This is a genomic window from Bifidobacterium saguini DSM 23967 (genome assembly GCF_000741715.1).
In the GTDB taxonomy this organism is placed as follows: Bacteria; Actinomycetota; Actinomycetes; order Actinomycetales; family Bifidobacteriaceae; genus Bifidobacterium; species Bifidobacterium saguini.
Map to the genome: position 1 here is coordinate 213,326 of NZ_JGZN01000013.1, position 21,879 is coordinate 235,204.

The following is a 21,879-nucleotide window of genomic DNA, read 5'->3' on the forward strand; positions in this document are numbered from 1 at the left end:
AGCATTTTGCTAGCACAGACAACGAGGTCTTTTTTAATCGACCTATGGAAAGGAGCTCCAACATGGCGACCATCACTTTGCGCAAAGTACCTGACGAATGCGTAGAAATCTTGAAAAAGGCAGCCAAGAACAACAATCGTTCTATGGAAGCTGAAGCCAAATCAGTATTGGAAGAGTTCACTTCACAGTATGTGGCGCACAAAATCGTTACGACCGCTGATCTCGTGGCAGAGATGCAACGATTGCTGGACGGAAACGGTTTGAGCGAAGATGAAGAGCTTGTCCCTCCTCGTAACACATACGATACCGAGCCACGTCCAGTAGATTTCGGAGATGATGATGATTGTGCTTGACACCAATGTCGTCAGCGAAATTATTGCTAGGCAGCACGCAAATCATTCAGTGCAAAATTGGATAATTGCGCAAAATCTACGCGATTTATACACGACTAGCATCACTGGCGCAGAACTGCTGTATGGAGTAGCACTGATGCCAACGTCGCATCGAAAAAACTATGTTCAGAATGCGACTGCTGCTTTTCTAGATAATTTTCGATATCGCACTTTTGACTTCGATGTCGAATCCGCAGCTCATTATGCCGCAATCACCGCATCACGTCGACAAGCCGGCCGACCCATCGGCGTGCAGGATGCCATGATTGCAGCCATCGCACGCTCCCACGGTGCAGCTGTGGCCACTCGCAATATCAAAGATTTCGAGGACACCGGCGTCGAACTCATTAATCCTTGGGAATACACCAAGTAATACCTCCACAAATGTACGCTGAGCCGCAGTCAGTGTACGTTTAGCGAGAAGAAAGTCAATAGAACCTCCGTAAACGTACGCTAGCGAGCGCTCAGCGTACGTTTACGGAGGTGAGCAGTGAGGGGATTGCCGAGTCAGAGATTCAGCGGAGGCAGCTCGACTGTGGCATCGGCGCGGTCGCGGCATGCGGCGATGCGACGCGCATTGATTTCATCGACTTCCATCACCCACTTGCGCGCCTGCTCTGGAGACTTGCCGAACTGAATGTGACGCTCCACCAAGCGTTCGCGTCGCAGGTCATCATCAACGTCGACATACCAGACTTCCGTCATGGCCCCACGCACATTCTTCCATGCGTCGGCTTCATCAAGCAGATAGTTGCCCTCGGTCACCACCAAACGAGTCCACGGGAATACCGGAATCGCACCCGCCAGAGGCTGCTCGAGGTCACGCTCGAACATCGGAGCGTAAATCACACCATCTTCGCCCCGATGAATGCGTTGCAGCAACGAACGATAGCCGCGTGCATCGAAGGTGTCGATGGCACCTTTGCGCTGCAAACGCCCCAAGCGCTTCAGCTCCACATCCGCCAAATGATAACCGTCCATCGGCACCCAAGCGGCGAAATGATCCACCGGCTCGACGATGCCGGCTTCGCTGCCGTCTTCGAATGCTTCGGCTATCAGCTGCGCCAGCGTGGACTTGCCGGCACCGGGAGCGCCCACAATGCCAAGAATCACTCGTTCATTGGATTCGAGCAGCTCCCTAACACGGGCCTTGGCTTCTTCGAGATTTGCGATGTGGACCATCATTGTCGTTTCCTTCCTCGGAATGAATTCTGTTGTATTCGCGCTGGGCCCGCTGGATTCCCACTGCCGAAGTCTCCAACGAACTGGAGTAACCGAATGCTTCACCGCCATCCATTTTCTCCTTGCTATACATAACTATACCATTGTTTTGTATAGCTCTATACAAAAGTAAGAAAATATTTGTAAAGGTCTTGTCAAATAGAGCGATGTTGTATGCTAACAACTATGGATAAGTCAGCGGAGAGTATCGATATCAGCGCCGGTACCGTCGAGCTACTCACACGCCTGCGAGAACACGGACCGATGACGCGCAGTGAGATTGGTGCGACAACCGGATGGGCACGCCCGACTGTGAACAAGCGCATCGACGAGCTCACCGCCATCAGCATCGCGCAACCGCTTGCCATCGCCAGCGCAACAGGAGGCCGACCGGCACAAGGCTTTGCATTCAACCCTTCCTGCGCGTACATCCTTGCTATAGATATCGCGACCACAGTCACTACGATTGCGCTATGTGATCTTTCCGGGCAGCCGGCCGTCGCGCAGACCATCAACGTCGGCGCAGAGAACGAGCCTGAAGATGCCTTACATACGATTTGCGCAACCGCCGACGTCTTGCTTCTTCAGGGACTCAGTGCTTCATCAACTACAGAAGCCTCCAGCACCGGTGCAATACGGTTGTTTGCGGTATCCATTGCCGTGACCACTCGAGTCGAGACAGTCACCGGCAATATCATTCAGGCTCCGGTCATGCAACACTGGGAGAATCACCACATCCGCGAATACTTTGCCGACCGATACCACGTCCCGGCCTTTATCGAGAATGACGCCAATGCTCGAGCCCTCTGCAAAGCTTATGAATTAGCCGGTGACGAATCGCACATGGTGTCTCATTTGTTGTATGTGCATGCCGGTATGGGACTCGGTGCCGGCATCATTTCCTCTGGTTCCATCATGCATGGAGCGTTTGGCGCCGCGGGCGACATCGGCCACATTCATGTCTTCGGCAATATTGGCGAGCGCAATCTGTGCCGTTGCGGCAACACCGGATGCGTGGAGGCCACCGCAGGCGGATGGGCCATATTGCAAACCTTGCAAACGCAAGGCAAAGCTGCACATACCTTGGATGACGTGGTTGAATTAGCCTCCCATGGCGACATTGAGACCGTGCAACTTATCCGTCAGGCTGGTCGGCTTATCGGTGACGTGATTTCCGCATGCGTCAACATGCTGAATCCTTCGTGCATTGTGGTCGGAGGCGAGCTTTCGCATTGCGGCGAACTGCTGATGAATGGCATCCGCGAGCGCGTATGGGCGCGCGCACAACCGCTCGCGACCAAATCATTGCGTATTGAATCCTGCTCAGATGAGGCTCAGGCCGGCATTGTTGGCTTGGCTTATGCCGCCATCGACCAGGGGCTGACTTCGCTGGATATGCTGCAGGACTTCGCCAATCAGCAGAATCGATAGCCTCCCCTTACCTCAGCAAACGTACGCTGAGCCGCAGTCAGCGTACGTTTCGTGAGGTAAGTAAGGGTAAGTGAGATAAGTGAGGTAGGGGCTAGCCTAGCTGTTCGGAGAGCTCGAGCCATTCAGCTTCGAGGTCGTCATTCTCCGTGTTGATAGCGGTCAGCTGCTCGTTGAGCTTGTTGAGGCCTTCGTAGTCGGACGGGTCGTGAGCGGCCATCTGCGCTTCAAGGTCGGCCTTCTGCTCTTCAAGCTTGGCGAGCTTGCGCTCGATGGCATTTACGCGCTTGGATGCCTCGTGGAAGGCCTTGCCGGTGAGCTTCGGGGTGGAATCCTCGTCGGAGTTCTGAGATTGCGTTTCGACGCGCAAACCCCCTCCGGCGCTTTGCGCCACCTCCCCCTTCGAGGGGGAGGCAGAAGATTTACGCTTCGCCGAGCTGCTACCAGTACCAGCGAAGCCGGGCGTGTCAGCCGGCAACCCCTTGCCGTTCTTAATAGCCTCAACCATATCGAGGTAATCCTGCACGCCACCGGGCAGATGGCGTACCTTGCCGCCGAGCAAGGCGAACTGCTGATCAGTGACGCGTTCGAGCAGATAACGGTCGTGGGAGACCACAATCAGCGTACCCGGCCAGGTATCAAGCAGATCTTCCATCACGGCGAGCATATCGGTGTCCAAATCGTTGCCGGGCTCGTCCATGATGAGCACGTTCGGCTCGTCGAGCAGAATCAGCAACAGCTGCATGCGGCGCTTTTGGCCGCCGGAGAGGTCGCGAATCGGCGTCATCAGCTGGGCGGATTCGAAGCCGAGACGCTCCATCAGCTGCCCCGGCGTCACTTCCTTGCCGTCCACAATGTAGCTCGGCTTATAGCGGGAAAGCACTTCCTTGATCTTGTACTTGCCGAGCTTCTCCAGCTCATCGAGGCGCTGCGAAAGCACCGCGAACTTTACCGTCTTGCCAATGTTCACATGGCCTGCAGTCGGGGTGAGCGTGCCGTCAATCAACTTGAGCAGCGTGGACTTACCGGCGCCATTCGCACCGACGATGCCAAAACGGTCGCCCGGGCCAATCAGCCACGTCACATCATCCAAAATTTCACGGCCGGAAACCGTCACCTTGCGGGCAGCCGAGGTGGCACTGGCTGCAGCAGTGTCAGCATCCGCCTCGCCGATGGTTTCGCCTCCGGTGTTCATGCGACGAACCTCACGATCATCGGCGAGCTGCGGATTACTACCCTCGGCCTCGGCCTTTTTACGAGCTTCTTCCGCGGCCTCGACTGCTTCGGACACGCCGGCATCCACCAGGCGAGGGTCGGTCATGTCGGTGACCGCTACCTCAACGGAACTGTGCAGCTGCGGCTCGGCGTACATGGCGTTGACCACATCCACGCGGGAGGCGGACGCGGAGAGCGCCGCCACATCCGGGTCGATATCGGCCATGCCTTGCGGTTTTTCGAAGATCTGCGTCACGTCGACCAGATCGACCACCTGCTTGCCGAGACGGGAGGTGGCCATCTGCTTCAGCTCAAGCGTATTACGCATCGGCGGCACGTCGGCAATCAATTCGCGCGCGGCCTTCACATGGAACTTCTGCTTGGTAGAACGGGCGCGAGCGCCGCGGGAAAGCCATGCGAGCTCCTTGCGGGCCAGATTGCGGCGCTTGGTTTCGCGCACGTCGGCCTGGCGGTCACGTTCCACGCGCTGCAGCATGTATGCGGAATAGCCACCCTCGAATGGTTCAATCACGCCATCGTGAACTTCCCACATCGATTCGCAGACTTCATCCAGGAACCAACGATCGTGGGTGACGAGCAGCAAAGCACCCTGGCCTTTGGACCAGCGGTTCTTCAAATGTTCGGCAAGCCAGTGGATAGTGACCACGTCGAGGTGGTTGGTGGGCTCGTCGAGTGCGAGAATATCCCAGTCCTTGAGCAGCAAACGAGCCAGATCGGCGCGGCGGCGCTGACCACCGGACAGGGAGCCGACCTTGGCGTCCAAGCTCATGCCGCCGAGCAGCGCCTCAACGATTTCACGGGAAGTGTTATCGGATGCCCATTCGTAATCCGCACGACCCTCCAGTGCGGCTTCGCGAATGGTGGCGTTATCGTCAAGCGGATCGCGCTGGTCGAGCATGCCGAACGTCAAACCGCCACGCTTGGTCACGCGGCCGGAATCCGGCTCCTGCGTGCCGCGAAACAGATGCAGCAGCGTGGATTTACCGTCGCCATTGCGGCCAACGATACCGATGCGGTCGCCTTCGAAAACACCTTGCGTCACATCGGTGAAGATGGTTTTGGTGGCGAAAGCGAGCGAAACGTGTTCAAGTCCAATATCGTAAGTCGGCATGATTCACCAATGTAGCGTCATGCTTGCCCAGCGATGGACCTCTTACTAAGCCAGCGTTTGCGCGTATGAGTTGCAGCGTGCCGCGAATCCAGAAAATACCTGCTCGGCGAGCGGCTGTAGCAGCGGATCATACTGAGCGAATTGTTCGCGCAGTTCAGATTTCGAACCGCCCGCGTCCTTCAAATCCTTGACCATGCTGGGCTCTTCCAACCATTCGTCCAGCAGCGAACCGCAGACTTCAAGATGGAATTGCAAGCCTAACGCCGAGCCGAGCCGGAATGCCTGCACTTTAGTACCTGCCGAGCGGGCGAGCAGCTCGCCGCCTTCGGGCAGGCCCACCACATCGTTATGCCAATGCAGCACGTTCAACTGCTTATCCCACATGGAGAAGTAGTCATGCTTTTCCACACGCTTGATTGGCGCAAATCCAATCTCAGGCGCATCCCCCTTGCGCAGCTGCGCACCGAGCGCAGTGGCAATAATCTGATGCCCCAAGCACACGCCAAGTACCGGCTTGCCGGATGCCACGGCCGCCTTGGCCAGCTTGGCCTCGGTTTTGAGCCCAGGATACTTGTCGTAATCAAGCGCTCCCATTGGGCCGCCCATAATCACCACGCCTGCGAGTTCGCTGAAGTCGGGGAGGTCGGGCTTCTTCTTTTTGGTGATGTTCATCGTCACCGTCTGGATGCCGAGATCCTCAAGGTTCGAGAGAATGCGCCCAGGGCGCTCCCATGAAACATGTTGCAAAATGAGCACTTGTGGTGTGACCATGCTCCCCATTGTGGCACGAGCATTCCCCGTTTGCGTTAATTCGACGGCATGGCGCGCATGGATTGCGCCTTTTTCTCATGCCGCAGCAGCCATCCAATTCCGTCCACATGCAAGCGCAAGGCATCTTCCATGTCTGGCTTGTTTCCTACGCTTGGAAGCTATGGGAAACAGCCAAGAACCGCATGATTTCAACATTTCCGTTATGCCTTCAAGCCTTACGCCCGTGCGCGTGGCCAAGGCTGCCGAGGGTTTGAACCTGTACGACACCGCTTCGCATCAGGTCAGCCATTTCGTGCCGCTTAAGCCTGGCCGCGTGGGCATTTACGTGTGTGGCGCCACCGTGCAGTCCTCCCCGCACATTGGTCATATTCGCGCCGCAGTGGCATTCGACGTGATTCGCCGCTGGTTCCTGAAGCTTGGCTATCAGGTGACGTTCGTGCGCAATGTGACTGATATCGACGACAAGATTCTTGATAAGGCCGCTGCCGCTGGTCAGCGCTGGTGGGCTCGCGCCTACTACTACGAGCGTGAATTCACTGAGGCATACAACACGCTGGGTGTGCTGCCTCCTACCGTTGAGCCGCGCGCAACCGGCCACATGTCGGACATGATCGATTTGATTCAGCGCATCATCGACAATGGCCACGGCTATGTAGTGTTGGATGATGAGGGTAAGCCCACCGGCAATGTGTACTTCGATGTGGCTTCTTGGCCGCATTATGGTGAGCTGACCCACCAGAAGCAGACCGCCGAGGTGGATGAAGCCGCAGCCGTGGCCGATCGTATGGGCCCGTCTGTGGACGCCACCGGCGCTGACAAATACAACCCGGTTGATCCGGCCGATGCCTCCCCTGACAAGCATGATCCGCGTGACTTTGCCCTGTGGAAGGCTCCGAAAGACACTGATCCTGAAGATGCCCGCTGGTCCACGCCGTTCGGTGTTGGCCGCCCGGGCTGGCATATCGAATGCTCCGCTATGTCTCACCGTTATCTGGGTGATGGTTTCGATATTCACGGTGGTGGCCTGGATCTGCGCTTCCCACATCACGAGAACGAGATGGCCCAGACTCGTGCGGCTGGCTATCCGTCCGCGGCTCGCTGGATGCATTCGGCTTGGGTGACCGCCAAGGGCGAGAAGATGTCGAAGTCGCTGGGCACCGGCCTGTCCGTGCCTTCCGTGCTGGCTGAGCATTCCGCTTGGGTGGTGCGTTACGCTCTCGGTTCCGTGCAGTACCGTTCGATGCTCGAGTGGTCCGATCAGGCGCTGGTTGAAGCTCAGGCCGCATACGACCGTGTTTCGAACTTCATTGAGCGAGCCGGCGTGGTGCTCGGAGAGCAGCCGACCCGCGACGAGGTCGTGGCGGTATCCGCCGATGAGCTTCCGGCTGACTTTGTGGCTGCGCTGAACGACGACATCAATGTTTCCGGTGCCACCGCCGCCATCTTCACCGCTATTCGCTCCGGTAATACGCTGCTGTCCAAGCTGGCCGATCGTGTGGATTCCGAAGACGCCAAGGCTGAAGTGCGTGAGACTCTGGTTTCCGTGCGTGCCATGCTCGACACGTTGGGTCTCGATCCGCTGGCCGAACCGTGGCTCTCCGATGGCGCTGCCGGTGGTGCTGGTGCTGGTACAGGCGAATCTCCTGAGCACACGGCACTTGAGGCTTTGATTTCCGAGCAGCTTCAAGCTCGTCAGGAAGCCCGCAAGGCTCGTGACTTCGCCAAGGCTGATGCCATTCGCGATGCATTGGGTGCTGCTGGCATCGCCATCGAAGATGGCCCGCAAGGCTCTACGTGGAGTCTGAAGTAATACATTGATAACAGGCTTCTCTTCCTCAGTCCGCCTTCGGCATCCGGCTCCCTCTGATGAGGGAGCTGTCGAACGCCAGTGAGACTGAGGGAGAGAAGCAACCAAAATATTGAGCCATGCAGTATGCGCATGGCTCACTTGTTAGTCAGTAATCAGTCGAATACAAAGTCCACATCAACGATGTGCAGACGCTTAGTAAGCGCTTTCTCCAGCGAACGCTTGCATTCCACCAGATTCGCCACGTCAATGGTCTCGCCGGTGCCGGCCAAATACACATCGACTGTGTAGTTCATACCGGTTTTGAAAATCAGCGTCTGCTCGTATTCGGTATTGGCCGGCAGATGCTGTTGCGCGGTTGTTTCCACGAACGCATTGGTTTCGTCATCGTCATGAATGCCGCCAACCAGCTCGATGAACGCATCCTTGAGCACACTGAATGGTTCTTTGATGGTCAATGCGACCAGTACCACGGTGATGAAGAAGTCGCCGGTGTAATGCAGGAAGTCCAACGGACCATTCGTAGGCAGCACCATCAGGAACACTGCCACTGCACCAATGCCGAACGACATCGCGCCGTCGACCAATGTGCTTTTGCATTCGGCGGTGAGCATGGTGCTCGCGTTGCGAATAGAGCGGTTTTCGCGGCGGTAATACATGAACAATCCGAAGCAAACCAGCACGGTCAGCACTTCGTAGATCACTACAGGCCCGGTGACGATGCGTTCGCCGTCGCCTAGCACGAAGTAGTCGTAGGCTACTTGGCAGACGTCAATCAGCGAATACACCAGCAAGGACATGGTGAAGATGGCTTTGCAAATCGCGTAGATCGGCTCGAGCGCGAACATGCCATTGGGGAACCGTTCGGTGGTGCGCACGGTTCGGGTGGAGAGATACACCGCCACAAGACCCGATAGCACGGATATGGCGGTGAAGGAGAAATCGAGGAACATGGCTTTCAGGCCGGTCATAAAGAACACGGCCATACCAGCAGCGACCTGAATGATGTTGACAACAATGCCAACGATCAGGGCTTTGCGTTCGATAGTTTTCGTTTGGGGCATCGGTGGTCCTTCCGTATTGCACGGCATGTCTGCGTTGGCCCGCTACTTCACTGGCCGATCTGAGAGCTTGGGATGCTCGTTTCAGTCGGCTCGATTCGCGAGGGCGCACGGCAGTCTGCGTATAGGGCGGTGTCCAAGGATTTTCAAAACTGCATAAGCATTCCAAAAAACACTGGATTTTTGCCATTCCATAGTACCGGACACCCCTCGATCGGCATGGGACCAGTTGTGCCGTGAGCGGACGAGCCTTTCCACATCAATGTGTTTTTACGCGAAAAGCACGCGGCATGATTGCGGCACGGCCTAATTTCCCGCGTGGCGGCTAGACTGTTGCCCATTATGGCAGCTTTTTCTTCTTTAACTGACAGGCTCTCGAATGCGTTCAAGCATTTGAAGAGCAAGGGTAAACTTTCCGAAGCGGACATCGACGGCACTATTCGCGAAATCCGCCGTGCACTGCTCGACGCCGATGTGGCGCTCGACGTGGTTCGTTCCTTCACCGGCAAGGTGCGCGAACGTGCGCTGGGCACTGAGGTTTCCGAGGCACTGAACCCTGCACAGCAGGTGGTGAAGATCGTCAACGAAGAGCTCACTGATGTGCTCGGCCAGGGCGTGGACCGCCCGTTGAACTTCGCCAAGAATCCGCCGACGATTATCATGCTCGCCGGTCTTCAGGGTGCTGGTAAGACCACGCTGGCCGGCAAGCTCGGCTACTGGCTGAAGGATTCCGGCCATACGCCGCTGCTGGTGGCCGCTGATTTGCAGCGTCCGAACGCTGTGACCCAGCTGCAGGTGGTTGGCGAGCGTGCCGGTGTACCGGTATATGCGCCTGAGAAGGGCGTGCAGTCCGATGGTGGCGAGGCCGTTGCCGCTCCGGGCCAGGTGTCTGGCGACCCGGTGAAGGTGGCACGCGATTCCATCGCCTTCGCTAAGCAGAAGCTGTACGACACGGTGATCATCGATACCGCTGGTCGTTTGGGCGTTGACGAAGAGCTGATGAAGCAGGCTCGCGATATTCGCGATGCCGTGCAGCCCAATGAGATCTTGTTTGTCATCGATGCGATGATCGGCCAGGATGCCGTCAAGACCGCCAAGGCTTTCGATGAGGGCGTGGACTTCACCGGCGTGGTGCTTTCCAAGCTCGATGGCGATGCTCGCGGTGGTGCGGCCCTGTCTGTGGCGTCCGTGACCGGCAAGCCGATTCTGTTCGCCTCCACCGGCGAAGGTCTGAAGGATTTCGAGGTCTTCCACCCGGATCGTATGGCTTCCCGCATCCTCGACATGGGCGATATCATGACCCTGATCGAGCAGGCGCAGAAGCAGTTCGATGAGGAGGAGGCTCGCAAGGCCGCTGAGAAGATCTCCGAAGGTTCCTTTGGCTTGGATGATTTCCTCGCTCAGCTGCAGCAGGTGCGCAAGCTTGGTTCGATGAAGTCCTTGCTCGGCATGATTCCGGGCATGGCTCAGCATCGCAAGGAGCTGGAGCAGTTCGATGAGAGGGAAATCGACCGCACTGAGGCAATTATCCGCTCGATGACTCCTGCTGAACGTCGCGATCCTTCGATTATCAATGGTTCTCGCCGTGCCCGCATCGCCTATGGTTCTGGCGTTACGGTTTCCCAGGTCAATGCTCTACTGCAACGTTTCGAACAGGCTGCGAAGATGATGAAGCGTATGGCCAACCGTTCTGGCATGGGCGGCGGCATTCCCGGCTTCGGCGGCCCGGCTATGGGCGGCGGTAAGAAGAAGGGCAAGGGCAAGAACAAGAAGAAGGGCGGCAAGTCCGGCAACCCGATGAAGCGTGAGGCCGAGGAGAAGGCATTGCGCGATAAGCTGGCCGGCAAGTCCTCTGGTTCTGGCTCTACCGGCGGCTCCGCTTTCGCTAAGAAGCCGCAGAACCCAGCTCTGCCTGCAGGTCTTGAGCAGATGATGAACAATGCTGAGGGTGACGGTATGGAACTGCCGCCGAATCTTGGCGGCGGCATCGGTGGCCTGTTCGGCCGCTGATTTTCAGCTGACTTCCGGCTCCCCTCCACAGAGGGGAGCCTCTTTTGTACTTCAGTAGTTCAGTACTTAGTTTGCTGCGTAAGGAGTTTTGTTTATGACTACGTTGTTCGCTGTGATAGTCATTCTTTCATGGCTCTGGCTGGGATTGTCCGCGCTTCCAGCTGGCCTTGAAGCGCGCATGCCCATGCCATATATGATTGCGCTCACCCCATTCCTGTGGATTCCGCTGGTTATTACGGCCGGTGTGGCAGCTTGGCAGCATGAATGGGGCGGCATGTGTCTGCTTCTGGCCTCCGCTGTGATGACCAGCTCGCAGCGCATCAGCTACTGGGGCACAGGCCTAACCTCCGGCACGAAACGTGAAACACCTCGTGAAACAGACTTGGCCGACCGTGGAACCACCTGTGAAACATTGCCAAATCAGTTTGCGGTCATGACGTTGAATTGCCGATACGGGCGCGCAAATGCCGAGAGCATTGTGGCCGCGGTGCGCGAACGCCATATTGCAGTGTTGGCTTTGCAGGAGGTCTCCGACGAGCTCGTTGCGCGTTTGGATGCCGCAGGCATCGCGGATCTGCTCCCCTACCGCCAGTCTGGCGAGCCGCAAGACACGGATAACGGCGGCTACAATGTGCTGTTTTCTCGTTACGAACCGGCTGCCGCAGTGCCAAACGTGGTGGAGATTCCTGCAGCCGATGTGCCGGCAATGACCTTGAAGCTCACCGATGAGGCCGCATCCACTGATACTCCGCAGCACAGCCGCACCATCACCTTCTGTTCAGCACATCCGAAATCCCCAATGCGCGGCTGCGCGGATTGGTCGGCTGGCATTCTCGGCCTTGGTGCCGTGGCGAAAGCCTCTGCCATTGGCGATCACAATATTGCCGTGGTGATGGGCGATCTCAATTCCAGCACCGATCATCCCAGCTTCCGCGCGCTACTGAAATCCGGTTTCAAAGACGCGAGCCTCACGCAAGCGGCCGGCCCGAATCTGACGTTCCCGCGCTGGGTCAAGTGGCCGCGCATCGAATTGGATCACATTCTCTTTACTCCCGGCCTGAAGCCGTCCGGCGTGCGTTCCTTTGAAGTCAAAGACACCGATCATCTTGCACTCACCGCAACGCTCACTCTGCGCTGATTCATGCGTTGCAACTATCGCCAGTACAGGCGTGTTTCACGTCCGGGGCTCGGCGCTATAATGGGCCAGTTATTCACGCGCGCGTGGCGCCCTCTACACCCCGCACCGTGAGGACACGTGGGTTCCGGCGAGCCGTGCCCCACACAGCATACCGAGAAACCACAAACCTAGTATTTACAAGGAGAGCCATTTTGGCAACCAAGATTCGTCTGAAGCGAATGGGCAAGAAGTTCTACGCCTTCTACCGCGTGGTGGTCGTTGATTCCCGCAAGAAGCGCGACGGCAAGGTCATCGAGGAGATCGGTACCTACAACCCGAACACCCAGCCCTCCACCATCGAGATTAAGTCTGAGCGTGCTCAGTACTGGCTCGGCGTCGGCGCTCAGCCGTCTGAGCCGGTCTTCAAGCTGCTGAACATCACTGGTGACTGGCAGAAGTTCAAGGGCCTCGAAGGTGCTGAAGGCACCCTGAAGACCGTTGAGGCTGGCCCGGACGCCGCTGCTCGCGTTGAGGCTGTGGAGAACGAAGCTCAGAAGCTGAAGGCTGCTAAGTCCGAAGCTGAAGCCAAGGCCAAGGCCGAGGCTGAAGCCGCTGCCGCCGCTGAGGAGGCCCCGGCTGAGGACGCCGCTGCTGAAGAAGCTCCGGCTGAAGCCTGATTCGAGAAAGGCTCGCAATGCTTGCACAGGCTGTGGAACACCTCATCAAGAACATCGTTGATTTTCCGGACGATGTTTCTGTCAAGTCTCATGAGAATGCGCGCGGCGAACTGCTTCGTGTGCGCGTGAACCCAGAGGACATTGGTCGCGTAATCGGTCGTTCTGGCCGCACCGCCAATGCGATTCGCACGGTGATTCAGGCTCTGTCTGATCACAAGGTGCGCGTCGATATCATGGACGTTCGTCGATAAGGAACAATTCACAGCATGGCACAGCAAGACATGCACGACGACCCTCAGCAGCTCGAGTTGCTGAGGGTCGCTCGTATTGGTAAGGCACAAGGCTTGAAGGGCGAAGTTACCGTTCGCCTGTATACCGATGATCCGGAATGGCGATTTGAGCCGGGTTCCGTGCTCTACGATCAGAGCGGTGAAACCGAGTACATTGTTGAGAACTCCCGCACGTTCAAGGACCGCTGGATCATCAAGTTCGAAGGTGCCGACGATCGTACCGCCGCCGAAGCATTGAACGGCATCGAACTCTACGGTGAGGCCGATGACCCGGATGAAATGCTGGAAGCGGACGAATGGTATCCGAAGGATCTTATTGGTCTTGAGGCTCGACTGTCTGAAGACAACGGATTGGGTCTGCCGGCCGGCCAGGTAGTCGGCAAAGTAGTCGATGTGGTCGACTCCCCCGCCCAGTCGTTGCTCAAGATCCGTTTGACTGAGCCAGTGATTACCGGCCAGAATTCCAAGGGTGAGGATGTGGTCGAGAAGACCGCACTAATCCCGTTCGTAGAGCAGCTGGTACCCGACATCGACCTAGATGAGCAGTACCTCACGCTCGACCCGCCCGGTGGTCTGATTCCGGGACTGTGACAAACAGTGAACAACGGAAGACCTCTTGGTGTACGTGCACCAAGAGGTCTTCCGTTTGCTATCCAAATACAACTAGCCGAGTATCGCAGAAATTAATCCTCGACGCCCAGCCAGTTATTCGATTATTCGCAATAGCGCTTCGAGTACTTCGTGGCAATGCCAATCAGTCCTGCAGCCAAAGCCATTATGGCGACAACTGCAATCACCATGACAGAGCTGCCGGTGGCACTCATTTGATTAATCCCGCCAGACTGTCCAACTCGGTCAAGCTGTCCAGATGATTGGTCGGACTGCCCAGGTTGAGTAGCCGTTTTGCGTTCCAAACCGCTAAGAGCATCGGATAGTTCCGTTACCGCGGTGTCGACACGTTGCTGGGTAGCATCTTTATCCTTGAACACAGCGCGGGCGGACACCAGCGCCTTGTTCAGAGCCGAGACAGACTCATCCGTGTATTGGCTGAGATCCAGTACTCCGCTGTCCACGACCTTGATCAAGGCCTCGAGACCAGTCTTGTCGACCTTACCGAGCTCCGAAGTAGGCTGCTTAACCTGCAGATGTTGTACAGCCGTCTGAATAGACACAACTGCGGCATCAACATCAGACTGAGCAGCATTCGGATCATCAGCCAGTTTCTTGCCTGCATCAACAGCACTCTGCAGTGCAGACCAGGATTCATCGGTGAACTTGGTTGAATCAAGTTTGCCGATAAGATCAATCACAGCTTCCAAAGCCTTGACGGAGGCCTTCTTGACAAGAGCCGTTTGGCTTCCAGTCAATGCCTGAAGAGCGTTGTCCACTGCAACCTGATCCGCTGAATCATCCTTTACGATTGCCTCAGCATCGGCAAGCGCCTGAGCGAACACCTTCCACGTAGCAGGCGTATAGTCCGATTGCTTCAACTTCTCCGCTTCGGCAAGCGCCGTCTTCAGATCAGATTTATCGCTCTTGGACTGCCCTGTGATTGACACGATGACCGCATCAGATGTTCCCGTGCCATCCTTTGCCACGGCTTTAACCACGACATAACCATTGGCTTGGGCTTTGAGCAATCCATCAGCATTAATTACAGCTTTGGAGCTCTTCTTGCCATCGGTATCAAGAACATGCCACTGCACATCTTCGGTTCCATGAATTACATTGAAGTCCAACGTTCCATGATCTGCAGTAACAGCGGCAACATTGTTATCAGCGGCAATCGTCAATCGCTTGCTCGTGTCCGCAGACACATAGTTCGCGTAACGTGCCTTTGATTGATTGCCAAGGCGTATCGTGACAGAGCCGGAATATGTGCCGGTAAGACCCCACTCCGATTTATGGTATTCCAAATCCGATGCCGGATAACCCCACCAATCGTCGATTCCGAAATGCACACTGCCATCGGCATTAACGCTTGGCTTGATAGCACCTGTGCCAGTGCCTTCGACGCTTACTATGCCGCTGTTGCCAGAGAATCCAGCTTCAGCGTAATAGATATTGTTCTTGCTGCCGCGGAAATCATTGGTTCCTCGATTTCCTTGATCGCTGTTGCCAAAGTCGAAGAAGTCTTTGTCGTCAAGCTTCCAGGGCGTGGCATCAGCATTGAATGAACCGTCAGCAGCTGTGGAGGGTGGACGAACACCATACTGGCGTTTGTATGTCACAGTCCTATCTGCCGTACCATCATTTACGCCATACTGATAGTCAGGATAGTACGTGAAGTAACCGTTCCTGTTCCAGCTGACTTTGTCCATGTTCGGGGCGGAATCATAGGCAACGCCCAACTCGTAGGTCCATAGCGTGCCATTGGCAGTAATGGTGTAGTCAGTAACGATTTTGCCTTGGCCATCAATCGTCAAATTGAAGGTTACAGCATGACCGCTATCATAGGTGCCGGCAATAATGACTTTCACCGTCCCGTTTCGTGTAGTCTCCGTTTGGAGGCTGCTCAATGTCCAGCCGGAAACACCACGGTAGTCGACATTCAGGTATGGTCCTCCGACAAGCAATGTGTTGCCATCATAATTGCCTGCAGTAATTAGACCGGTGGCCTTCGAGAAAGCAATATCAAAATTACTTCCTACGACTTTCACTTCGTTGTCATGCTCCTCTATCCGAGGCGCATTGCCATATGATGCCGGGAACGCATAAGACTTAGTTCCGATAGTGACGATATGCGTGATCACGTTACGGGTGATGCCTGAAGTGGTCTTTTCAAACTCCAACTGAACTTGATCGCCATACTGCCAGCCACCTTTTGGTGCCGGAATGCTGATGTCGCCCTTGGTCTTTGGGGACAGTGCTATTCCACTAATTTTAGTTCGCTTCACACGTGTTTCACCTTGGTTGGAAACAGTGGCGTACACGGCAAAATCGTTATCGCCAAAATCAACAGTCTCATATCGGTTCTCGTAATTCAGCTTGAGTGCAGCTGTATTATCATTCGGCAAATCAATAGCATTTGCTCCCTGATACTGCACTGGCGAATACACATTCTTGGTAGCGTAGCCTTCTGGTTTCTCTCGTCCCCAGATGTCCAACTGACCCCACGTGCCGACACCACCGTTGGTCTGGTTCAAACCTTCATTGTAGTAATCGACAAGATTCCAAATAGCACCACCCATAAAGTTATCGGCACTGTAGACCTGGCTCCAATCCGCCAAAATGGTCTGGTAGTAATGCTCACGATAGCCAGGGTTATATTGCAATTTGTTAATGGAACCGCTGATGAATCCATGCGCGTATTCATCCCAAATCACCGGCTTACCAGTGCTTTCCGCAAAGCGAATGCCATCACCGCCGTTATGGTAGTGATAACTGAGCACGTCAACATTCGTATGATCTGCCACTCGGCCACCCCAAGAGAAAATGGTTGGTCTCGTGGGATCTTCAGTCTTGACGTATTCCGCTTCTTCTGCCATGTTCTGGCCCCAATTGGATTCATTGGCCAATGACCACATGACAATGCTGGCATGACTACGGTCCTTCTCCACCATTTCATTGGCGGTGTGAACTATGTACTCACGGTACCGTTCCTGATATGCAGCGCCCGCAGCGAATTCGCCTACGAAAGTAATGGAATTCTCTTGCTCCACATAAATGCCAAGTTCATCGCACAGCTCCAACAACTGATCATTGATCGGGAAATGCGAGGCACGGATAAAGTTACCGTTGAGTTCCTTGACCTTTTCCAGCAACCGTTTTTGCGTTTGCCAGTCCTTGCCAAGCTCATCCATAGATTCCACACCATAATATGCTTGGAAATTAAAGCCACGCATCTTGGTCGGCACACCATTAACCAAGAATTTGTTGCCTTTGACCTGCACTTCGCGGAAACCAATCTTCTGGTTGAAGGTTTCTACGGTCTTGCCATCCACTTGAACCTTAGTAGTCAGCTGATAGAGATTCGGATGTTCGGCATCCCATTTCAGCGGATTCTCAATATGATTCGAAATGGACTGATCCTTTAGGCTGTCTTTGAGGCTTATCGTGTCATTCTTCAAGGGCACGGTCTTGCCATCAGCATCCTTAAGGGAGAATTTCACCGTAGCGTTCGTCTTCCCGCTAGCGAGCACACCACTGGTCGTGAGTTTCAGCGTCGCATCCTTATACTCATCATCTAAATCAGTATCCACTTGGACTCGATTCACATATGATGCGGGCGTGGCATACATGGAGATATCGCCAACAAGTCCACGAGTATGGCGGAATTCAAAGAAACCGTATGCGCCACTGTATGAGGTGTCGCCTTCGTTGTCGAAAGTATTACCTTCCGCAATGGTCGAAATAGTAATCCAGTTGGTTTCTCCAGGCTTTACATAATCGGTGATATCCGCATCATAGGAATTGTATGCGCCACGGTGATCGCGAACAAAGTGCCCATTCACCCATACGCGTGAGTAATTGAACGCTTTGTCTATGCGAAGGAACACTTTTTTGCCCTTGTAATCCGCGGGTACATCAATCTGCCTCTTGTATGGTGTCTCAATATTGTTGCCCGGCCACCACGGCACATGACCATTGCCCCATGCAGTATCATGCTTGTTGGGATCATCCGGGTAATACACCGGGAACCCTTGGGAGTCAAGATCACCTGGCACCTGCGCATCTTTCCATGCGCTAGTGTCCGTAGAATCGCGCCAGAAAGCGTTCTGAGGCGTCAACGTCGCTTTCCAAGTTCCGTTCAACGATAGTACCGGAGTTTTCACACCGGCAACCTGCTCCGGAATCTTGTTGACTACAACGCGATCATATTTTGCCGAATTGCCCTTCATGGTGAGTTCGTTCACACCATCAGTGCTTTTCGCTCCAAAAATCTGCCATTCGTTCAATCCGCGAATAGCACCCGAAGCGGCGCCGAGCACACGTATGCGCATATAGCGAATATGACTTTCAGCTAAAGGAACGCTATCCGTAGCACCAGTGGAAGTCCCCTCGTAATACGTGCGGTAGGCTACATCATTATCGGATACCTCAATTTTGTATAAATACCCACCATTGGCTTGCGGCCATGTCAATGAGATGCCATCGAAATCAAATGGAGCTCCCATGTCCACTTTGATCCACTGGTTATCCTGGTTCTGTTCAACCGGCACCCAACCCGTAGTAGCGTCATCATCGGCTACTTTATCCGCTGCCTGGCCATTCTGGGCACTGGAAGCAGAGAATGTAAGCTTCATATCCGCAGGAAGATTGGTAGTAGAGAATAGCAGCGTATACGCATGTGAGGCTTGATCTCCGACCTTGGCATACGCCTTGATGCTCAGGAATCCATCCACTTTAAACTCGGTACCATCGTAAAGCTTGCCTTGTGTCTTTGGGTCGGAACCGTCGGTGGTGTAATAGATTTTCGCATCGCTCCAGGCAGAACGCAGGCCAATCTTCGTACCTTGCTTGACTCTGCCGGGCGCTACAGACGAATACACTTTTTGCACTGCATACTCGAATTCAGCAATGTTGGAAGACTCTCGCCCATCCTGCACCGCTATAGCGCGTATCTTGACATCACGGTCAATAGTAATGCCATCGCGATATTCGGCAGATTTTTCCGTAGGCTGCGAACCATCCGTAGTGTAATGAATCGCGGCATCTGAATCAGGAGACGCAAGCCGCACCTGTGAACCAGGGCGCAGCTCTGTTCCAGAGGCTACATCAGCCTGAATATCTCGCAGCTTGTCAGTGTTATAAGCTCCAATCTCTGTAATCGCGAACCACGTAGCCGCATCAGTGATTGCAACCTTGAAGGCCTTCACCTTCACCGGTTTGTCGCCTAATGAAGCAATAGCAGTCAAATTCTGCTTCTCATCATCACTTACGGACTGTTCCTCTAAATCTGTCCAATTCTGCCCATCTGACGAATAACTAATTGTGTATTTGTTAATAGGTAACTTGGACTCTTTATTTTTGATGGTGATGGTATTGAGCTCAACTACTTCGTTGAGCGTAATAGTCAGCGCAAACTTTTGACCAGCAGAAGCTTGGGCAATGGTAGTGCTATCACCGTCTACCGCATGGTCAGCCGAATGGTTGTTCGAGGAATCCTGATACTGCGGCTGATCCATGCTGACAGATTGCTTATATGCGTAATTGATGTATCCAGCGAAATCTCCATTGGAAGCCATTGCTAATACACGTTTTTTCGCCGCATCAGTTGTTGCTGCCGTGCCGACATGTGATGTAGTGGCATCCACTTGTTCCGGATTCCACTCGTTGGCATACGCCGGCAATGAAAATGATGTAAGCAGCGCCGCTACTGACACCATTCCGGCAACCCAACGCCGTTGTTGGTTGTTCATAGAGAATAAATCCTTTCGTATGTGTATACAAAAGCACATCTGCTCATACTCGTTGCAGAGGCTTAATCAGAACCCTTACTGTTGCCGTCACAGTCACCGCCGCGTTTTTGGCGCAACCGTACGGCTTCCATATCACCCCCTCTCTTCCCTCTTTTTCAAAATCAGCCTTCCCCCATTGCAATGTTGCCGACAGCCTGTGTGCCGCTGACAACGTATGTATCGTCAAAAAAGGGCACGCCACCGCTGCAATGACGTGCCCCGAATAATCAGTCCGAAGGGAAATCTTCTTCGGCAATCATGCGCATCCAAATATTCAGATGCCAGTCCTGATCGTTGGCCAGCGGATCGGCCTGATGCATAGCGCGACCATCCACATTGGAGGGGAATACATAAGCGCAGGTGGCGGAACCGTCTGTACCATAATTCGCCATATTCGCCTCGAAAATGGCTTTGGCCAGTACGTCGGTTTCCTTGGTGCGATGTGATTGCGGCAACCTGGCCAGTACTTCCGCCGTCAGCGTGGACCAGTAATGCGGGAACACATCACCGAATTGGCGGTTGATGCCGAACCAGTAGCCATCCCAATGCCTGATGGCCACACCATAAAGGCGAGAATCTGGCTGTGGACCGCTGAACGAGAGCAGCCATTGCAGGCGCTCCAACGCTCCATCCAGATATTTTGCGCGGTCAGTGATGCGGTGAGCCTCCAACAGCAAACTCACCAATGGAGCGGTAATGGACTGCTCATAGGAGACTTCATGGTAAGGCAGATCACTACCAAGCTTGAGGAAGTAGTCGGCACTGGCCACCACGCGGGCTCGTAGCCTCTTGGCATCTTCCAATCGACCGGCAACTTCCAGCACATGAGCCAATGTGGCACTGCTCTCTGCAAATTCGATGCTGAGGAAGTGCTCGCCCCCGATTTCAGCCGCGCGGTCGAAGATTTTCAGCGCCATATCGATGTCATGCTCATCATGGGTGGCGTAGTAATGCTCGGTATAGAAGCTCACTATCCACGGGCAGTCATAAAGACGGCCGCCGAATTCGGATTCCGGCAGACCTGAGCCACGGCGGATCGCTCCGGTTTCATCGATGAGCGCAGCTTCCGCGAAATCACGCCAACGATCGGCAGCTTGCTGTGCTGGCCCGCGTAAGGGTTCCTCCAAAAAGCCGAGGTTCAGCGAGCGCTGCAGCAACACTGGCATAGCAATGCGTTCGGAGCCGTCCGACCAATCGTTCCAGCTGGCATCAATGAAATGCACTCCACTGCGCACATCGGTGGCAACTATCGCGCCAGCAAGCACGCCTTCACGTTCATGAGCTACCTGATGCTTCAGAATGTAACGCGCACGATCATTGACCGTGTCTTTGAGCGACTTGTGGAACAGCACTTCCGTGTGAGCGCGTGCATCACCATCCACTAATGCCAGCTGATAGGTCCCAGCATGGTCCGCAGTAAGCACATCGCCGGTATCGGTACGTTGAACTGTGAGCCCGCCGCCAATGGCCTTGACCTCACGCTCGGTGGTCACGATGATGCTTTGTCCAACGGTGGCACTCATCGATGAGAATGTAGCCGGAGCGTCGGTGGCACTCAGGAATGACTGCTCGTCCGCATACCATCCCAGTTCCCAAGACAGTACATAGGATTCGCCGGGTTCAAGAACAATGCTGGGCTGCCCGCCAAAGGAATCCGGATTGATGGCTTGATCGGTGACTTGCAGCACGATATGTCCGCGAACATCCGAATAGGTGACTTGGTTACGCGATTGGATGGAGTACGCGTTAATTGCGCCTTCGCGCACAATCAATCCGAGGCGATTGCCTTGCCCGTTCATTGGCTTGGCCAGCACCCAGCTCCAGTCGCCTCCTGCGAATATGTGCGTGTTCACACATTCACGGAGAGATTTTGAGGCGCCCGGATAGCGATCGTTGAATGGAGCTTGAACGCCGAGGCCAGTGATGGTAACCGTCTGATTGGTAACATTGCGCCACTCATATCGTTCGGTTAACCGTTCTCCGCCAGTGCGAGTCACATCTAGAGCTAATCCGGTACCGGTAATGGCGAAAATCTGATGTTCTTCTCCACCGGAAACTTCATACTGGTGTGGTTTATTCCATTGGGCGCCGCCCAGGGATGTGATAGCGTATCCGCTCCCCCAATATTGATCTGAAGTGTGCCATGAGACGCTGTCGTCAAGAAGGTAGTGACGTTCAGGATTGTCATCATTGATGAACGCCACTGGGGCTCCTGTTTGTTGATCGAGCAGGGCACGTCCGTTACCGAATTTCAGTGCGGAACCAGCATATTCGGTCAAATTGGAGGTAGCCTGAGCTTCTCGCTTTGAACGCTCGATGGCAGCTTGCTGTGCTGCAGTAAGTGTTACAGACATAAC

Annotated in this window: 14 protein-coding genes and 2 pseudogenes; 9 read left to right on the forward strand and 7 right to left on the reverse strand. The window is 54.8% G+C overall.

The genetic code is table 11. The features are described from left to right. The first annotated feature begins 62 nt into the window (after positions 1 to 62). Both BISA_RS09220 and BISA_RS09225 read left to right on the forward strand, forming a co-directional pair. Positions 63 to 353 (forward strand): FitA-like ribbon-helix-helix domain-containing protein, encoded by a 291-nt coding sequence (locus tag BISA_RS09220; protein ID WP_033891555.1) that lies wholly within the window; start codon positions 63 to 65, stop codon positions 351 to 353. Further along, positions 334 to 765: a type II toxin-antitoxin system VapC family toxin gene (locus tag BISA_RS09225; RefSeq protein ID WP_237746131.1), complete on the forward strand. Its 432-nt coding sequence runs from the start codon at positions 334 to 336 to the stop codon at positions 763 to 765. The genes BISA_RS09220 and BISA_RS09225 overlap by 20 nt, the downstream gene beginning before the upstream one ends. A gap of 134 nt (positions 766 to 899) precedes the next feature. Here the strand turns inward: BISA_RS09225 and BISA_RS09230 are convergent, their stop codons facing one another. Further along, positions 900 to 1,577, reverse strand: a complete 678-nt coding sequence (locus BISA_RS09230) for a nucleoside/nucleotide kinase family protein (protein WP_033891558.1) — start codon at positions 1,575 to 1,577, stop codon at positions 900 to 902. Between the two features lie 222 nt (positions 1,578 to 1,799). Between BISA_RS09230 and BISA_RS09235 the strand changes: the two genes are divergently transcribed. Further along, positions 1,800 to 3,044 carry an ROK family transcriptional regulator gene (locus BISA_RS09235; protein WP_033891559.1) on the forward strand — a complete coding sequence of 415 codons (1,245 nt, stop codon included), beginning with the start codon at positions 1,800 to 1,802 and terminating at the stop codon, positions 3,042 to 3,044. Positions 3,045 to 3,135: 91 nt separating this feature from the next. Here BISA_RS09235 and BISA_RS13615 read toward each other — a convergent pair. The 3 genes and pseudogenes from BISA_RS13615 to BISA_RS09245 form a co-directional block, all read right to left on the reverse strand. Next, a pseudogene (locus tag BISA_RS13615) lies at positions 3,136 to 4,182 on the reverse strand (ATP-binding cassette domain-containing protein); the annotation flags it as partial. 99 nt (positions 4,183 to 4,281) lie between these two features. Next, a pseudogene (locus BISA_RS13620) lies at positions 4,282 to 5,388 on the reverse strand (ABC-F family ATP-binding cassette domain-containing protein); the annotation flags it as partial. A gap of 45 nt (positions 5,389 to 5,433) precedes the next feature. Beyond that, positions 5,434 to 6,159, reverse strand: a complete 726-nt coding sequence (locus tag BISA_RS09245; protein WP_033891563.1) for a type 1 glutamine amidotransferase — start codon at positions 6,157 to 6,159, stop codon at positions 5,434 to 5,436. A 160-nt stretch (positions 6,160 to 6,319) separates the two neighbouring features. Between BISA_RS09245 and cysS the strand changes: the two genes are divergently transcribed. After that, complete coding sequence (gene cysS, locus BISA_RS09250; protein WP_033891564.1) at positions 6,320 to 7,969, forward strand: cysteine--tRNA ligase; 1,650 nt, start codon at positions 6,320 to 6,322, stop codon at positions 7,967 to 7,969. 152 nt (positions 7,970 to 8,121) lie between these two features. On the opposite strand, the gene BISA_RS09255 is transcribed toward cysS, so the two are convergent. Then, complete coding sequence (locus BISA_RS09255) at positions 8,122 to 9,030, reverse strand: cation transporter (RefSeq protein WP_033891565.1); 909 nt, start codon at positions 9,028 to 9,030, stop codon at positions 8,122 to 8,124. Between the two features lie 339 nt (positions 9,031 to 9,369). On the opposite strand from BISA_RS09255, the gene ffh reads away from it, so the two are divergent. The 5 genes from ffh (at position 9,370) to rimM (ending at position 13,712) form a co-directional block, all read left to right on the forward strand. Then, positions 9,370 to 11,037: a signal recognition particle protein gene (ffh, locus tag BISA_RS09260; RefSeq protein ID WP_033891566.1), complete on the forward strand. Its 1,668-nt coding sequence runs from the start codon at positions 9,370 to 9,372 to the stop codon at positions 11,035 to 11,037. 94 nt (positions 11,038 to 11,131) lie between these two features. After that, positions 11,132 to 12,175: an endonuclease/exonuclease/phosphatase family protein gene (locus BISA_RS09265; RefSeq protein ID WP_033891567.1), complete on the forward strand. Its 1,044-nt coding sequence runs from the start codon at positions 11,132 to 11,134 to the stop codon at positions 12,173 to 12,175. A 191-nt stretch (positions 12,176 to 12,366) separates the two neighbouring features. Then, a complete protein-coding gene (gene rpsP, locus BISA_RS09270; RefSeq protein WP_033891568.1) occupies positions 12,367 to 12,831 on the forward strand; it encodes a 30S ribosomal protein S16 in 465 nt (154 codons plus the stop codon). Positions 12,832 to 12,848: 17 nt separating this feature from the next. Beyond that, on the forward strand, positions 12,849 to 13,082 hold the full coding sequence (locus BISA_RS09275; protein WP_033891569.1) for an RNA-binding protein: 234 nt from the start codon (positions 12,849 to 12,851) through the stop codon (positions 13,080 to 13,082). Positions 13,083 to 13,097: 15 nt separating this feature from the next. Next, entirely contained in the window at positions 13,098 to 13,712 is a 615-nt protein-coding gene (rimM, locus tag BISA_RS09280) for a ribosome maturation factor RimM (RefSeq protein WP_033891570.1), read from the forward strand. A 122-nt stretch (positions 13,713 to 13,834) separates the two neighbouring features. Here the strand turns inward: rimM and BISA_RS09285 are convergent, their stop codons facing one another. Continuing rightward, positions 13,835 to 19,483, reverse strand: a complete 5,649-nt coding sequence (locus BISA_RS09285) for a glycoside hydrolase family 2 (protein WP_033891571.1) — start codon at positions 19,481 to 19,483, stop codon at positions 13,835 to 13,837. Between the two features lie 266 nt (positions 19,484 to 19,749). Continuing rightward, on the reverse strand, positions 19,750 to 21,876 hold the full coding sequence (locus BISA_RS09290; protein ID WP_033891572.1) for a hypothetical protein: 2,127 nt from the start codon (positions 21,874 to 21,876) through the stop codon (positions 19,750 to 19,752). Between the last annotated feature and the right edge of the window lie 3 nt (positions 21,877 to 21,879).

Bases quoted from the DNA above. Each gene is read 5' to 3' on its own strand.
- BISA_RS09220 (WP_033891555.1), top strand. From the start codon at position 63: ATGGCGACCATCACTTTGCGCAAAGTACCTGACGAATGCGTAGAAATC.
- BISA_RS09225 (WP_237746131.1), top strand. From the start codon at position 334: ATGATGATGATTGTGCTTGACACCAATGTCGTCAGCGAAATTATTGCT.
- BISA_RS09230 (WP_033891558.1), bottom strand. From the start codon at position 1,577: ATGATGGTCCACATCGCAAATCTCGAAGAAGCCAAGGCCCGTGTTAGG.
- BISA_RS09235 (WP_033891559.1), top strand. From the start codon at position 1,800: ATGGATAAGTCAGCGGAGAGTATCGATATCAGCGCCGGTACCGTCGAG.
- BISA_RS09245 (WP_033891563.1), bottom strand. From the start codon at position 6,159: ATGGTCACACCACAAGTGCTCATTTTGCAACATGTTTCATGGGAGCGC.
- cysS (WP_033891564.1), top strand. From the start codon at position 6,320: ATGGGAAACAGCCAAGAACCGCATGATTTCAACATTTCCGTTATGCCT.
- BISA_RS09255 (WP_033891565.1), bottom strand. From the start codon at position 9,030: ATGCCCCAAACGAAAACTATCGAACGCAAAGCCCTGATCGTTGGCATT.
- ffh (WP_033891566.1), top strand. From the start codon at position 9,370: ATGGCAGCTTTTTCTTCTTTAACTGACAGGCTCTCGAATGCGTTCAAG.
- BISA_RS09265 (WP_033891567.1), top strand. From the start codon at position 11,132: ATGACTACGTTGTTCGCTGTGATAGTCATTCTTTCATGGCTCTGGCTG.
- BISA_RS09275 (WP_033891569.1), top strand. From the start codon at position 12,849: ATGCTTGCACAGGCTGTGGAACACCTCATCAAGAACATCGTTGATTTT.
- rimM (WP_033891570.1), top strand. From the start codon at position 13,098: ATGGCACAGCAAGACATGCACGACGACCCTCAGCAGCTCGAGTTGCTG.
- BISA_RS09285 (WP_033891571.1), bottom strand. From the start codon at position 19,483: ATGAACAACCAACAACGGCGTTGGGTTGCCGGAATGGTGTCAGTAGCG.
- BISA_RS09290 (WP_033891572.1), bottom strand. From the start codon at position 21,876: ATGTCTGTAACACTTACTGCAGCACAGCAAGCTGCCATCGAGCGTTCA.